Raw genomic sequence first — 15,245 nt, 5'->3', positions numbered from 1 at the left:
TTAGTGGTAGCTTAATCTGAAACGTTATACACTGGCAAATTAAGTTATTTATAGCCCGTAGAATTAAGTCGTTTTGAAAAGATGGGGGCGTTATATGGTGGTAATTAGTGCTAACAAAAACGACCACCGTATGGATGGCCGTTTGGGTATCTTAATCAGTGTCGAATTAGACTTATTCCCGTTTCTTGAACTTAGCTGCCAGTCCTAGCCAACCTAATCCAGTAAATAAAGCGGCCAAGATACCACCCAGTGTTGCGGCGTGTTCAGATTGCTCACTGGTTTGCGGTAATTGACCCGAATTGTGCGTAGCAGCCGTTGCTGGTGCTTGTTGCTTTCCTGGTTGAGCCAGGGCACTGACTGGTGCAATCGGTGTTAGCTGTGGACTAGTCGTTGGCGACGATTGTGAAGTCGTAGTGCCTTGTGACACGGGCGCTTTTGCCAGCAATGAACTCCCTGGTTGTGGTGCCGGGTTTGGCTGCGGCGCCGGGCTCGGTTGAGGTGCCGGGCTCGGTTGCGGCGCCGGGTTTGGTTGTGGCGCTGGGTTTGGTTGAGGTGCCGGGCTCGGTTGAGGTGTAGGACTCGGTTGCAGCGTTGGTTCAGGCTGAGGTGCTGGTGTCGGCTGTGGTTCGGGCACAGGTGCTGGCCCCGGACCCGGCGTCGGTTGTTCAGGCTCACTCGATTCCGGCGTGTAAGTGTAAACGACGTGCTGAGCGGTGGTGCCAAAGGTCCCAATCGTTGGACCGACAACTTTGTTGAAGACGTAGCCTGGAACTGACAACTGTTCAGTTTGATAATTTTGACCAAAGTCGCCACTTAAAACAATATCCGCGCGAAGTGGCTTTCCATCCGCATCTTGATAACTAACGGTGACGGGCAGTACTGCTTGTTTTTCATAGACGTAAAGGACATGCTGCGGTTCCTTGGTAAAGCTACCGGTCGCGTTAGTTGGTGTCTTGATGAGTTGATAGCCTGGAATCTCTAGCGCTTTAGTCTCATACGNGCTTGTTTTTCATAGACGTAAAGGACATGCTGCGGTTCCTTGGTAAAGCTACCGGTCGCGTTAGTTGGTGTCTTGATGAGTTGATAGCCTGGAATCTCTAGCGCTTTAGTCTCATACGTTGCGCCAATTTCACCAGTGTGGGTGATGTCAGGTTGTAAGGTTTTACCATCTTCGTCTTGATAGCTGGCAGTCACCGGCTGTGGAATCTGCTTGGTATAGATGTAGGTGACTTGCTGTGGTTCCTTAGTGAAGGTACCAGTCGCGTTGCCGGTAGTCTTAACTAAGTCGTAGCCTGGAATCTCTAGCGCCTTAGTCTCATACGCTGCGCCGATTTCACCAGTGTGGGTGATATCAGGTTGTAAGGTTTTACCATCTTCGTCTTGATAGCTGGCAGTCACCGGCTGTGGGACTTGTTTTGTATAAATGTAGATAACGTGCTGCGGTTCAGCTGTAAACGTGCCGGCCGCGTTGTCAGGTGTTTTTGTGAGATCGTAGCCCGCGATTTCGAGTGGCTTGGTCGTGTATGGATCACCTGCCAAACCGTTGCAAGTCGTGTCTGGCTGCAAGGGCTTTCCTTGTTCATCCTGATAGCTGACCGTCACAGGGGCCCCAGCTGTTTTATCATAAACGTAAGTGACCGCTTGCGGTTCCGCACTGAAAGTACCTTGTGGGGCGCCTTGGGTCTCGACGTGGGTGTAGTTCGTAATATCAGCCGGGGTGCTTTGATAATCTTCACCAACGAGGCCGGTCAATTCTTCCGAATCGCGCAGAGCGGCACCGTTACGATCGACATGGTGAATGGTTACTGGGGCCGCTTTGGCTGCTAATACATAAGGCTGAAAGACATGGAACACCGGTGAACTGCCATCTGAGCCTTGAGCAACCAAATAAAAGTTTTTATCATTTGGGACAACGTTGATGCTGACGCCGTTAGTGACGAACTGACCGTTGGCATCACCAGTGAAGCCTGGAATCTGTGGTACTAACTGATTGAATGTCAACCCACCTTGACCGTCGGGTACCACGTTACTCAGGTCACCATTCACGGCTTTTCCCGCGCCGTTGAAGTAGAACCGGTAGTAGAATTGGCCGTTAGGAGTTAGTTGAACTGGTTTCAAAATGGCGGCTTGCGATTTAAGGACAGCCTGCTGCCCGTTTGGTAAATAGAAGCGGTTCTTTAAGGTTGCACTGGTCGTGTCTTGATCGACATAAACGAGCGGTTCTAGAATTGTCTGCCCAAGACAAGTAGTTGTCTTGAGGTTCGGTAAGTCTTTAAAGACTGACAAATCAGCAATATGGTTGTAAGCGACGTCCAATTCTTGTAGGTTTGTCAAATGCGCAATCGGCGATAAATCACTGACACGGTTATGCTGAATATTCAGCACAGTTAATTTGGTCAGACCAGCCAATGGTGAAATATCAGTCACGTCGCCGTTATAATAGCCGCCAAGTGCGTTGAGACCGTTATTGAGCCAAATGGTTTTCAGGTTCGTCGCATATTGCAGCCCTTCCAAGGAGTATGGTGTGTGACCATCAATATAAGTGTTTTCTCCATAGAATTGGGTTAATAATTGCATATCATCTTTAGTAATATCGTTAACAGATTTAAACTGATGGTCGGGGAGTTTCAAAGCTTGTAACTCGCGTAAAACGGCTTCTTGAAGGTGCTTGTTCGGCATCCAAGTATCAATAGATTCAATTGGCGTCGTCGCTGCGGTCGGCACGACTGTACCAACACTAGTCGCGGGCTTTTCAGCTGTCGTTGCCGCTGAAGCAGCTTCTGCGTTAGCTTGTTCGGCATATTCGGAATAGGTACTGGAAGCTAAGCTATTAATAACACTGGTAATTTGAAAAGTAGTCGCTGCCGAAGTCGCGGTGCTAGCGGGAACAGTCGCATGCGAAGTGTCAGGTGTTGCGGCGCTTTCGACACTAGCAGCACTAGCGTCGGCGGAATACGTGCTGGCAGCGATACTATTGACGGCGCTGGTTATCACGCTAGCCGAGGCGGCGCTTGCCGCACTAGCTGCCATCTTAGCACCACTAGTGGGCGCAGACGAGCTGCTCGAAATAGCACTCGTCATTGGATGAATAACCTCTGAACCGTCAGATATCTGGCTTGTACTTGTAGTGCTTGCTGCGGCTGATTTTTCTGAGCTAGTCTCACTGGAAGTCGAAAGCGGCATTGACTCGGCAGCACTATCAGTTGTCGTCACACTAGTAGGAGCCGTGCTGTTAGCTGCCGTACTATTAGTGACGTCTGGCGCAGCGGCACTAGCCGTCTTGGCGGTTGTCATGCTGCCGACTGAAGTTGGTACGGGCATACTTGTAGAGCTAGCAGGGGTCGTTGAATGAATTACACTAGAACTGTCAGTTTGCTGGCTTGTACTCATAGCCTTGTTGGGTGTACTACTTTCAGCACTAGTTGGACTGGAACTAGCATTAGGCGTTGCAGTTGTGTCTGTTGGATACTTAGTGGTCGCAGAGCTGGCCATGGCCGCCGAAGTTGGGATCAGGTTATTGGTGCTTGCTGCCTCGGTCACACTTGAACTAGGTTCGGCGGCGTGACCACTTGTCGCTGAAGAGCTGGCCATTGCTGACATCAATGAGCCACTAGTAGCCGTTGATTTCACGGGCATTGCTGCGGTACTAGTTGCTACAGGACTACTGGTTGTAGTACTGCCAGTTGCGCTACTACCAGTTGTCGATGTTAAGGTAACTTGACTGCCGGATAGCGGGTTAGTCGGCGCTGTTTGCTGGACAGTCGGCGCAGTGGTGGTGGGTGCTGTTGTCGAATCAGTGGCCGCAAAGGCGTCTTGATTGGTCAAAATAATGCTGGCCAAAATCGTGGCCGCAATCCCAGTAATTAAGTGCCACTTTGGTGGGTTATTAGTGATAATTTTTCGCTTGTTCAAAATAATCATACTCCTTTTGATGATTGATTTAGTCATAAGCACACTAAATTAGTTAAAGTGTAGCACCATTATTTTGGCGGGTCTAGCCAGTTTGGTGGACGTCTTGTCACTTAGTTGTGAATGGCTGGATGCCGGTGCTTTTCAAAATCATGAAACAAACCGTTATTTGACGGTACTTAACGCCGATGTTGAGCTGAGTTAGAACGGATGGACATTAAGAAGTGCACGCTTTTAGCGCTGAAATGCTTGTTTTTTTAAAGTTTGGTGGTTCGCAAAGGCAAGTTGGTAAACTTGCCTAAGAATGGCGCTCAAGCCAGAGCTACCGATTAACTTGCGAGGTTGCGGCGAAATTGGTAGTCACTAAACTGCCCATCAGCGTGTCAATGTGAAGACAGCCTAAAACGACCTTTCCAGATAACTTCCGGGAAGGTCGTTTTAGGTTTATAAATAAGGGATTAATGACTAACGATTGACTGCTGGTGCGTGTATTGCGCTGCGTGCCGACCGGAATTGCGTCCAGAGTAGAAGGCGTAGCCAACACAGGTTCCAGGCATGTTAGGACCATACGTATCACCAGTTAGTCCAGCGGCGTCGCTGCCAGCAGCGTATAGACCGGTGATCGGCTGACCAGTAGTGTCTAAAACTTCATTATTAGTGGTTACTTTGAGACCGCCCATGGTACAAAAGGCACCAACATTGAGTTCAAAGCCGTAAAATGGACCTTGCGAAACTTTAACGAGATATTCAGGATTCTTGCCGAAATCATCGTCTTGACCATTATCACAATATTGGTTGTAAGTTTGAATGGAGTGGGTGACTTGATCAACAGGTAGGTGCATTTTGGTCGCCAGTGCTTCAATCGTATCGGCTTTAAAAATAAATGGTTTATTGGCGGCCACGGCTGCATCGATTTCAGCCTGGAGTTTCGTCATTTTTTCGCCCCGCCGAACGTAAACACCTAAGCCCATGAAGTTCCCGTCCTGAGCCATTTTGTTGATCACACCTTGGTCGAGAATGCTGAATACTTGGTTTTGGGTGTAGAGCGCGTTGCCGGCGTATGAGAAGTTATAAACGACAGCTTCATCGACAAATCGTTCCCCATGTTCGTTTAGCCAGAGCAACGGTTGCTGACCGGCCGCTGTTTCCATCTGGGAGGCCATGTACTTAAAGGAAGGTTCGCTCGGATCTTTGAGATAACCGCCAAAGAGCATCGCCATTCCCGTGCCATATTGTTGTGCACCGGCTTGCCACGCTAGCCGAAGACCGTCGCCAGTTCCTTTACCTGAACTAACTGGAATTAAGCGGTGCGTGTCATAGTGGGTCAGTTTCTTCATCATGTCGGGATTATTGAGGTAACCACCGGTAGCAAGAATGACTGCGGCCGTATTGATGACTTGGGTCTCATTAGTGGCGGCACTTTGAATCGTTACACCGGTAATTGCACCGTCAGTGGCTTGATGTAGCGTGGTGGCGGTCGTGGAAGTCAGTAGTTCGACCCCCAGCTTTTGTGCTTGTGGTTGTAAAGCGTCATGTAAGACGGCTTGGCCCATTCCTTTATAAATATGCCACGTGGCTTCGCCGGCACCCATTGCTTGTACGCCTTCGTATTCGACACCTTGATCTTTAAGCCATTGCACCGTGTTGGCGCTATCGTCCAAGTAACGGCGCCAGATTCGAGAATCAGCGCGATATTTAGAATAGTCGACTTCTTCTTTTAAAACGTCAGTGGCGGAAACGTTGATGTTTTGGGCCTTTTGTAAGTATGAGTCGATGGCAAAGAGACCCTCAGTATAATTGCTGCTACCGCCAGTATGGCGTCCTTTTTCGAGTAATAACACGGACGCGCCGTGTTGTGCGGCTTTTAGGGATGCCGCTGTTCCTGCTGCTCCGGTACCAACGACGACAATATCGTATGAATCATGTTTTGCTAACGTCATGTCAATTCCTCCAAAATGATTTGTTATCTAATGAGCATTTGACGGCTAAATTCACCATTACTATAATGAAGTAACCGCTATCACACCCTCATCATAACGGGGGTATGGTGGTTAGCAAACAGACAATTTGGTTCGGCAGGCGAATCAATCGTGCGGATGGAGTTGAAAAAATGGATCTTGACCGGTTACAGACGTTCTTAAAAGTTGTTCAGTATGGTAGTTTTCAGCAAGTGGCTGCCCGTGAATACCGTTCACAGCGGACGGTATCAAAGCAAATGACCCAGTTAGAAAATGAATTGAAAGTGACGTTATTTGACCGTGGACAGAACAGAATTCAATTGACTCCTCAGGGGCGGTTATTTTGGGCATCTGCTCAGGATATTGTGAACAACTATATGACGGCCTTGACGGAGTTACGTCAATTTAATGTTCCTACTGATCAAATCTTACGAGTCGGTTATTTCTCAGCCTTTGAGCAGCGGCTCCTATTACCGGCCTTATACGATTTAAAGCAACAGCATTCGGAGCTGCAACTCGTTGTTCGGCAAGGGAGTAACGAGCATCTGGCGCAGCAAGTAGCTGATGGTTCACTTGATTTAGCACTATCGATTAATTATGGCCGTCCCGCCGTTACTCCAGAATCACAGTTAACCGCTGTCCCAATTTATCATAATCAAATGGTGATTGGGGTGAGCCGGCTAAATCCACTGAGTCGATTGTCACAATTGCCACCGAGTGCGTTGGCGACTTTGCCCATTTTATATTACAGCCCAGAAAGCTCGACATTTTTATTAGAAAGTTTTTTGGCTAGTGACCCATTTATCCAAAACTATGAGCAGATTCGGCGAGTGCCGAGTGCAGAACAGATGCACTTGTTGGTTGCGTTGAACCAAGCTTTGGCATTCTATCCTGCGGGGTTAGTGCCAACTGAGCATGATGAACAAGTCGCGTATTTGCCGATTACGGATGCTGCGCAACAAGGCTATGACATCGTGGCGTTATTAAAATCAAACCGGTCCCGGCCGTTGATAGCCAAATTGGTACAGCGGTTAAAGGCGAACGCGAAATCTGACGAGTAGAAGATTAACCTCACAGTGAGAAAGTACTGATACGGTGAGCTTGCTTAAGTAAAAGGACCGGCTGAGATTGCAGGCCTGTAAAAATTCAGTGACTCCGTTATAATAAAACCATTGTTCTCAAACTAATGAATTTATACAGGAAAGTGGGCCCAACATGTTTCAAGATATTCAACCACACGTTTTAAAAAATCAGAATGATCAGCAGCGGGCACCCCGGTCGGGCGATTATATCTTAATTGGTCGTCAACAACAGGTGCTTTTAATGAATGGAACCTTGCCCAAGTACGAAGATATCGATGCGGATTACGCGTTTAGCCCTGACCAGTATCAGTATTTGCTGGCTGTCGATCAGGCGGCCTTTTTCTGGGTCGATGTTGATGCGGTTGCGAATGATAACTATACCGTTGGCACCACTCAAGGGTTCCGAGACCTAACACCGGCCTGGTTGGCTTTCAGTAGTGCGACGGCTGCCCATTTGGCTTGGTGGTATGATACGAAGCGGTTCTGCGGGCATTGCGGCCAACCATTACATCCAGGCGCTACGGAACGGTCACTGGTGTGTGCAGCGTGTGGTCAGACGATTTATCCGACGATTATGCCTGCGATTATTGTTGGCGTGACGAATGGTGATAAAATTTTGATGACCAAGTTTTTATCCGGCTACAATCATTTTTCACTGATTTCAGGTTATACCGAAATTGGTGAGGCCTTTGAAGATACCGTTCGCCGGGAAGTCTTTGAAGAAGTCGGTCTTGAAGTCCATAATATTCGCTACTTTGGTAGCCAACCGTGGGCGCCATCGCACTCCTTACTGGCCGGCTATTTTGCGGACCTTAATGAGAACGTGGCAATTGAGCTAGAGACGGACGAATTATCGAAGGCCCAATGGTTCCAGCGTGATCAAATTCCTCATAATGATACGAACACGAGCTTGACGTGGACGATGATTGAAGCATTTCGGCATCATCAGGAAAAGTAGAATTATGCTACATTATACCGAAAATTGAACGGAAGTTTTTAATAAGATAGCGTACTGAGAATTGAAAGCTAAATTCTTGGTACGCTATTTTGATGTGATGGTCGAGTTTAAGGCGGCTTTCCTACAAACGATCATTATTTAAAATGATGGTAGTAGCGATACAAGCAGTTATTTAGTCGGCTATGAGACCATAGCTTGAAGTCAATTAATGCTAGTGTCATAAAGTGTGGTTACTTTACAAGATGGGCTAAACTGATAATAATCAATATTAGTTATATTAATTAAAAAAGGGTGAAGCAGAATGGCACTACTTATTTCGACTGGTGTGTTAGTGGTTGCGGCAATGGTTAGTATTGTAATTAACCGTCGTTGGCTCCCACGACTATCGGTCAACTATGTGAGCATGTTTATTGGGGCGGGGATTGCGGTTATCCCGTTCTTAAATGGCCTTATCGAAAAGTTCAATTCAGATATTTTTATTGGACTGATTGTAGCACCATTATTATATTTTGAAGGCCAGAATACGCGGCTGAATTTAGTTGGTCGTCACGTACGAGAAATTGTGAGTCTTACAGTTGGCATGGTGATTTTATGTGCAGTCATGGCTGGACTCGGCACTAGCCTGCTAGCGGGTGTTGGACTACCATTAGCCTTTATCTTGGCTGCTATCAGTACACCAACTGACGCAACGGCTACTGAGTCGGTGACGATGGGCCGGGTGCTACCGCAGCGTGAACAGACTAGTTTGAAATTAGAATCATTGTTTAATGATGCTTCGGGAATCATTCTGCTAAACATGGCTATTCTGTGGTATGTTAACGGTTATATTAATTATTCGCAGACCTTATGGGATTTCGTCTATGCAGCTGGTGGAGGGATTGCTTTTGGTGGCCTTGTAAGCGGCTTAATTGTTTATATTCGACAATTAATGTTGCGCTCTAAACTTAATTTTATTAATAACACGTATAATAATGGTACTCCGTTAAAAGTGATTTATTTAATGACACCATTTGTGTTGTACTTTGGTGCTGAAGCACTTGGTGTTTCCGGTATCATTGCTGTTGTATTTGCGGGATTAGTTCATAATGCTGAAGGGGAGCGGAGTGCATTAGCCAATCCTCAGCTCGCCAGTGATATTTATCAATTAATTGGCCTATTGAGCGATATTTTAAATAGTGTGGTCTTTATTGTATTGGGAATTATGTTATTGCGGACCGCGTTGGATCATTCCGTCTCTTATAATGGATCACTGATCTGGATTGTAATTGGTGTTATTTTATACGTGGCCAATCTGTTGGCACGTTATGGTTACGTTCGACTTATTCATCATGTCTCTAATCGAGAAGCGTGGGTATTTGCTTTGGGGGGCATTCATGGTGCTGTGACGTTTGCGTTGGCCTTTACCGTTGCGGAAACTCAAGTTAAAACGACTGATTTCAATTTAGTCTTGATGTCTGAAAGCTTATTGATTATTTTGAGCTTATTAGTACCAACGATTGTTTTTCGCTGGCTATTGCCGAAAATTAAGACTGATACGGATGGTGCGGCCAAAATGGCGGTGATTAGAGAACAGATGATTGAAGCTGGAGTTTATGATTTGTGGCAAATGCCGATTTCACAAGAATTTAAAGCTGCGGTGACGTTTGACCTACGTTCACAGAATGGACACACGACAGTTCGACAGTTTATTTCGGAATGGCGTCGGATGGTCCAACATCCTGAATATACTGCTGATGAAATGCGTGAACTAATGGTTATTTATCGACAAGTATTTCAAACGGAACGCGATTATTTGCAGCGACAATACGATGCGACACATGCCATTAGCGAAGACTTGTTTAACCGCTTGTATCATGAAATTACGATGGCTGAGATGGTTGTTCTGGAGTATGGTGTGAAGTAAGCGGGATAATCCAAGATTGGTGTGGCAAGTCGAAATATTGATTGGTGATCGTCTCAAATGTAAAGGCACCCCAATACTTATTCACTGTGAATAAGTATTGGGGTGCCTTTTTAAGACTGACTAGAAACCTGCAATTAAATAGTTGGTAATAAATATTAAGTTGGCTGTCAGTGTTTAAATCAATAGGGGGGAATTTTTGTTGATTGCCAGAACTTGATGGTGATATTGCAAGCGGGTGTGATTAGTTGTTTGGAAAGTTCGGCAATGCCACCACTTGATTCATCCGGGACTGATATGGTGCATGATGTCAAATATGGTCATTAGGATGGCAGTCAAAACAATGACTCGCCGGCGAGTGCCATAATAAAACCAGCCAAAACGTGAGTTAATTGTTTTGACTGATTAAATTAGATTTATTAAAAATTAATGCTGGGTTGTTTAAACGTGAAAACCAACGTCTGATTGGCTGCATTGCAAGGGCTAGTTTCACCCGATTGATTGAAACCCAGAGATCAACGGATGGTCTAACTTGATTAAAGGCTTAAAATTGCATTAAAAACACTTTGTGGCAGCTTAATCGTATTTTTGGACGCGCGGCGTTTATTAGCGCTTTGCCGCCGTAGTAGGGCCGCTTTTTTGGAAGTACTGTGTTGTTCGCCGTTCACCGCTGCATTTTTACGCAATGGTGGGACATCGACGCGGGCGATAACCTTACCTTCAACACGTGCTTGGACGGGTGTGGGATATAGTTGCCGTGGAACCGTCGTCTTCAGATTGGCGACCAATTGCTGCGTCATGTTGGGGGCGTCTTCACGATGGACGATGAAGGTCAACGCATCTACGGGCGCATAGTTGATATCAACTTCAACTTTGACTAGATCACTGACTTCATTAGCCATAAAGGCGGTGCTTAAACTCGCAAAGCCATGTGAGACTGATTTTAGTTCTGAGAAAAAGTGGTAGGCGATTTCTGACAAGGGTATCTTGAGACTTGCAACAATCAAGTCCCCGCTGTTTGCCAAGTCGATCAAGGTCCCTTTATGCTGTTCCGCAAGCTTTAAGACGGCATTTAGATTGTCAGCAGGCATCGTGATCTCGGCTTTCATAAAGGGTTCAGTCACTTCTTTAATGAGACTGAATGCCGGAAACTGAACGGGATTATTGACGATCATTTGCTGACCATTGGTGAGTGTAACGTGGTAAGTCACATTGGGAGCCGTTGTTAGCACGTCGACCCCGTACTCATCGTGGAGTCGTTCACGAATGATTTGGAGGTGAAAGGTCCCTAGAAATCCGCAACGGAAGTCAACGCCAAGCGCCTCGGATCGTTCTTCAACATAGGTAAATGACGGGTCGTTCAAGTTCAATTTCTGAACGGCCTCCTTAAGCGCGGGATAGTCATTATTCTTGGGATATAAGCCCGCGAAGACCATTGATTTGGCTGGTTGGTAGCCGGCTAGCGGCCACTGCGTGGGGGTGGCGACGGACGTCAGCGTATCACCAACACGGACTTTTCGTGGATCTTTAATACCAGTGACCACGTAACCGACGTCACCAGCGCTTAGCGATTCTTGGGGGTGCATTTGAGGCGCGAAGACACCAATGGCCTTGCCGTTAAAATCCTGTTGTCCTTGCATTAAGCGCAGTGATTGTTGCGATTTGAGCTGACCATCAATCAGTCGGACATAAGCAATGACACCTTGGTATGGGTCATACAACGAATCAAAGACTAAAGCTTTCAGTGGCTGGTGTAAGTCGCCTTGGGGAGCTGGCAACCGCTGCTTGATGGCTTCCAAGACGGCCGGCACGCCTTGCCCGGTTTTAGCGGAAATTTGCAAGACTTGCTCGGGTGTGAAAGCTGAGTCGAGGTCGCGCAATTGGGCCAACGCAGCGTCAATATCCGCAGAGGGCAGATCAACTTTATTGAGAACTGGTATCAAGGTTAATTGACGTTGTTTAGCAATTCGGTAATTGGCAATGGTCTGCGCTTGAACGCCCTGAGTGGCGTCTACTAATAGGATGGCGCCCTCGGTAGCAGCCAAGCTTTTAGCCACTTCGTAATTGAAATCAACGTGACCAGGGGTGTCGATTAAGTTATATTCATATTCTTGACCATCATCGGCCTGATAGTAATTCCGAACTGTGCGTGCTTTGACAGTCACACCATGAGCCTGTTCAACGGTCATATTGTCTAATAATTGGGCGTGTTGTTCACGCGCACTGACGGTCTGGGTCAGCGCCATGATTTGATCCGCCAACGTTGATTTACCATGATCAATGTGGGCGATGATGGCGAAGTTACGGATATGGGATTGTTTCATTTGTGCGAAAACTCCTTCAAATATTGGGTCAAGTAGTAACGAATTTGTTGTTGGGCCTCCGGTATGAGTCGAATTTCGAAGTCGGGATAATCAACGGATAATTTATGATGATTAAAGCTGGTCAAAGCCGCCATATTCATGAGCCCACTGATAATGCCACTTTGAATAATGAACAGGTGGCTAAATTGGGACTGGTCTAATAAGTGGTCTGTTTGGATAACGAGTTGTTGTCCTAAGCGTTGACTGGCGCGATACAGGGCCTCACGTTGTGTGATGGTTTCCTGCATGTTAGCTTTGCCTTCTAGGATTGGCCCACGAATGGCATTCAATCGAATCAGAACGCTATGTTCTTCAATTAATTGGCGAGTTTGGGTGGTCATCCACGCGATAAAGTCGTCAGCTGATAGTGGTGGTTGCTGGGCTAAGTCGGTCGTGAGTTGGGTAAAGTATTGTTGATAGTCTTCCAATAAAATCGTCATGAACAAGTCTTCTTTGGTCGTGAAATAGCGAAAAGTCGCCCCCTTAGAGCTACCGACGGCTTCCGCAATTTGCTGCATGGTGATTTCGGGATAGCTCCTATGGGCAAATAAATTAATGGCAGCCGTCATGATGGCTTGACGCTTGGCTGCTTTTTGACTGGGCGTATAGATATTAGCCATGTCGGATCCTCCTAATTTAAAAATGACCGGTGGTTATCTTTGAACCAGAATACGCCAAAAATAACCACGGGTCAAGATTGAAGTGGTGAGTGCTGGGTTAAGTCGGTCTTGAGTTGTGTAAAGTACCGCTGATAGTCTTCCAATAAGAGCGTCATGAACGAGTCTTCTTTGGTCATAAACTAACAAAAGGTCGTTCCTGTTAATATTTGATTATTAAATATATGGTATTAATTATAGTTTCTATTGGAATAAGTTCGGAGTTAAAGGGAGAGCAGAGCTGCATTATTTAGTGGGATTTATCATTACAACTGGCAATGATTAGATAACTAGGCAGGTTGGGTGATTAAAAGCGCTATGTGTAGTTTGCGGATATTTTGGAAAGTGATAATCAGGCCGAATATTAATGGTGTCCATCCGGTTTATTCGGTCTAACTGTCACGTAAGCCTTCTGGATTAACAGGGGTGGATAAATGCAATAAATATGTTAAAATTTTTAACCATTATAAAATAATAATGTTATAATTATACGGTAAACAGGGGAAACAATACTGTCTGTTATCTATTGTTGATAATAAGGGTATCAGCGCGATATTAAATTTATTTTTATAATCAAACTGTGGATGAAAGGTTAACGGCTGAGCCGTTAGTCTCTAATAAAGGGCGATAATGATTAAGAAACGGTGCAAAAAGACGCCAGTACGGATCAGAAGTCCAAAATAGCCTGCGTTATATTGTAACTACCGTGCAGGCTAATCGTTGGCAAGGCCGGTTACCACCGACTAGTGAGCAAGTGTGCCAATGGTTACTAGTTGCATTAGGTGTTCTACTACTGGGACTGTTATTGATTGCTAGTTAGGGTAACTATAAATGTGAGCGCTATCAATGACTGAAGTTAAAAGATTACGCTGTCACATAGAATTGCTGATTAAAAGGAGATGGTCGGGTGCGGCGAATATGTAAAGTATTAATGGTAATTATCAGTATTATTTTAGGAAGTAGTGCGCCATTGAATATGGCAATACCACCGTTATTGGCGCTGGCCGCGCCGGACACTAGTAGTTCTTCGACGATGAGTAGCAGCGCAATTAGCAAAGTTACTGATACCAATGTGATGGCCGTGAGTGCGGATGTGACGAGTACAACAGACACGTCTGATACGAGTAGCTCTGACAGTACGTCGGCGACTAGTACCACGACGGGTAATGATACCACTGAGACGGCAGACACGGCAGTGGAATCTGGAACTGTTGGGACGGTAGCATGGACCATTGACGACGCAGGGGTGTTAACGCTTAGTGGTGGTAGCTTTGCTGATTTAACTGGTAAACGTTCGCCTTGGTATGATTATGCTTCATTGATTACGAATATAAAGATTACGGATGAAATTACGGTCACAACGGCTTCGAATTATGGATTCTTGTTTGCTAGCCTCGCTAACGTAGCAATAGTCACAGGTTTAAATAAGCTTTCGATGAGTGGTGTAACTAGTACCGAGTCTATGTTTTATCGTGATAGCAAGTTAACTTCAGTCGATTTTGGACAGACCGATTTTTCAACAGTGACTACTATGGAATCAATGTTTGAAGGGTGTAGCGTGTTAACCAAAGTAAATACTACGAACTGGGATGTCAGTCACGTAAAGAGTTTTAAGAGAACATTTTATATGTGTGGAAAACTCACTATGCTTGATGTGAGTAACTGGGATGTAACACAAGTAACTAATTTAGACAGTACATTTTTTGGCTGTTCTTCACTGCCTGAGTTAGATGTTAGTCGCTGGAATACGGTTAATGTGACAACACTATCGGATACATTTTATAATTGTTCTTCAGTAAAGATAATAAACGTAAGTGGTTGGGATACGGCACGAGTAACCGATATGTCTGCTACTTTTATGGACTGTTCTTTGGTAACTGAACTTAATGTTAGTGGTTGGGATACAGCGAAGGTAACTAGCATGTTTCGAATGTTTTATGATTGTAAAAATATCATCCAACTAGACGTTTCTGGATGGATCACTTCCCAAGTAACTTCACTGGGGAGTATATTTCAAAACTGTTCTAAAGTAGTAACGCTGGATGTTGGTACTTGGGATACTAGTAAGGTTATGGATATGTCATTTTTATTTGGAGGCTGCAGTTCTTTAACGACTTTAAATCTTGAAAAATGGGATACTGGTTCTGTAACAACTCTTTATTCCACCTTTTATAACTGTTCTGGGTTGACTAGTTTGCTGGTTGATACTTGGGATACTAGTAAAGTTACAAATTGTTTTTGGACGTTTGGCGGTTGCTCATCATTAACAACTCTCAATCTTCGTAGCTGGGATCTTCAATCTGCTACCGCCAGTTACGGGAATTTTTTTAATGGTGGCAAATTACAAGTTTAATCCGAACAAGCCCGGAATCTTTCAATGGCAGTCTGTTGATGATGTATTTTTAATGGTCGTTGATTA

Annotated in this window: 7 protein-coding genes and 2 pseudogenes; 4 read left to right on the top strand and 5 right to left on the bottom strand. The window is 45.5% G+C overall.

What is annotated here, in order from left to right; translation table 11 throughout:
• Window positions 1–172: 172 nt before the first annotated feature.
• The 3 genes and pseudogenes from ACOV1R_RS14215 to ACOV1R_RS14205 all read right to left on the bottom strand — a co-directional run.
• Window positions 173–901, bottom strand: a pseudogene (locus tag ACOV1R_RS14215) (MucBP domain-containing protein); the annotation flags it as partial.
• Between the two features lie 110 nt (window positions 902–1,011).
• A pseudogene (locus tag ACOV1R_RS14210) lies at window positions 1,012–3,912 on the bottom strand (MucBP domain-containing protein); the annotation flags it as partial.
• 455 nt (window positions 3,913–4,367) lie between these two features.
• The gene (locus tag ACOV1R_RS14205; RefSeq protein WP_027822626.1) at window positions 4,368–5,849 is read right to left on the bottom strand and encodes an FAD-dependent oxidoreductase; all 1,482 of its coding nucleotides are present in this window, start codon (window positions 5,847–5,849) and stop codon (window positions 4,368–4,370) included.
• 170 nt (window positions 5,850–6,019) lie between these two features.
• Between ACOV1R_RS14205 and ACOV1R_RS14200 the strand changes: the two genes are divergently transcribed.
• The 3 genes from ACOV1R_RS14200 to ACOV1R_RS14190 all read left to right on the top strand — a co-directional run bounded on the left by ACOV1R_RS14200 (window position 6,020) and on the right by ACOV1R_RS14190 (window position 9,810).
• Window positions 6,020–6,928: a LysR family transcriptional regulator gene (locus ACOV1R_RS14200; RefSeq protein ID WP_003645360.1), complete on the top strand. Its 909-nt coding sequence runs from the start codon at window positions 6,020–6,022 to the stop codon at window positions 6,926–6,928.
• A gap of 154 nt (window positions 6,929–7,082) precedes the next feature.
• On the top strand, window positions 7,083–7,907 hold the full coding sequence (nudC, locus tag ACOV1R_RS14195; RefSeq protein ID WP_128484955.1) for an NAD(+) diphosphatase: 825 nt from the start codon (window positions 7,083–7,085) through the stop codon (window positions 7,905–7,907).
• Between the two features lie 301 nt (window positions 7,908–8,208).
• The gene (locus tag ACOV1R_RS14190) at window positions 8,209–9,810 is read left to right on the top strand and encodes a cation:proton antiporter (RefSeq protein WP_015640981.1); all 1,602 of its coding nucleotides are present in this window, start codon (window positions 8,209–8,211) and stop codon (window positions 9,808–9,810) included.
• 533 nt (window positions 9,811–10,343) lie between these two features.
• Here ACOV1R_RS14190 and lepA read toward each other — a convergent pair.
• Together lepA and ACOV1R_RS14180 are read right to left on the bottom strand one after the other, a co-directional pair.
• Window positions 10,344–12,131: a translation elongation factor 4 gene (gene lepA / locus ACOV1R_RS14185; protein WP_016511881.1), complete on the bottom strand. Its 1,788-nt coding sequence runs from the start codon at window positions 12,129–12,131 to the stop codon at window positions 10,344–10,346.
• Window positions 12,128–12,790 carry a TetR/AcrR family transcriptional regulator gene (locus ACOV1R_RS14180; RefSeq protein WP_015380951.1) on the bottom strand — a complete coding sequence of 221 codons (663 nt, stop codon included), beginning with the start codon at window positions 12,788–12,790 and terminating at the stop codon, window positions 12,128–12,130. Before ACOV1R_RS14180 ends, lepA begins: the two co-directional genes overlap by 4 nt.
• A gap of 1,012 nt (window positions 12,791–13,802) precedes the next feature.
• Between ACOV1R_RS14180 and ACOV1R_RS14175 the strand changes: the two genes are divergently transcribed.
• Window positions 13,803–15,179: a DUF285 domain-containing protein gene (locus tag ACOV1R_RS14175; RefSeq protein WP_236039376.1), complete on the top strand. Its 1,377-nt coding sequence runs from the start codon at window positions 13,803–13,805 to the stop codon at window positions 15,177–15,179.
• Window positions 15,180–15,245 lie beyond the last annotated feature (66 nt).

The organism is Lactiplantibacillus sp. YT640 (genome assembly GCF_049745435.1).
Classification (GTDB): domain Bacteria; phylum Bacillota; class Bacilli; order Lactobacillales; family Lactobacillaceae; genus Lactiplantibacillus; species Lactiplantibacillus plantarum.
This window is presented reverse-complemented; position numbering and strand designations above follow the sequence as displayed.

Excerpts from the sequence above, each read along its gene's own strand:
- ACOV1R_RS14205 (WP_027822626.1), bottom strand. The coding sequence starts at position 5,849 with ATGACGTTAGCAAAACATGATTCATACGATATTGTCGTCGTTGGTACC.
- ACOV1R_RS14200 (WP_003645360.1), top strand. The coding sequence starts at position 6,020 with ATGGATCTTGACCGGTTACAGACGTTCTTAAAAGTTGTTCAGTATGGT.
- nudC (WP_128484955.1), top strand. The coding sequence starts at position 7,083 with ATGTTTCAAGATATTCAACCACACGTTTTAAAAAATCAGAATGATCAG.
- ACOV1R_RS14190 (WP_015640981.1), top strand. The coding sequence starts at position 8,209 with ATGGCACTACTTATTTCGACTGGTGTGTTAGTGGTTGCGGCAATGGTT.
- lepA (WP_016511881.1), bottom strand. The coding sequence starts at position 12,131 with ATGAAACAATCCCATATCCGTAACTTCGCCATCATCGCCCACATTGAT.
- ACOV1R_RS14180 (WP_015380951.1), bottom strand. The coding sequence starts at position 12,790 with ATGGCTAATATCTATACGCCCAGTCAAAAAGCAGCCAAGCGTCAAGCC.
- ACOV1R_RS14175 (WP_236039376.1), top strand. The coding sequence starts at position 13,803 with ATGGCAATACCACCGTTATTGGCGCTGGCCGCGCCGGACACTAGTAGT.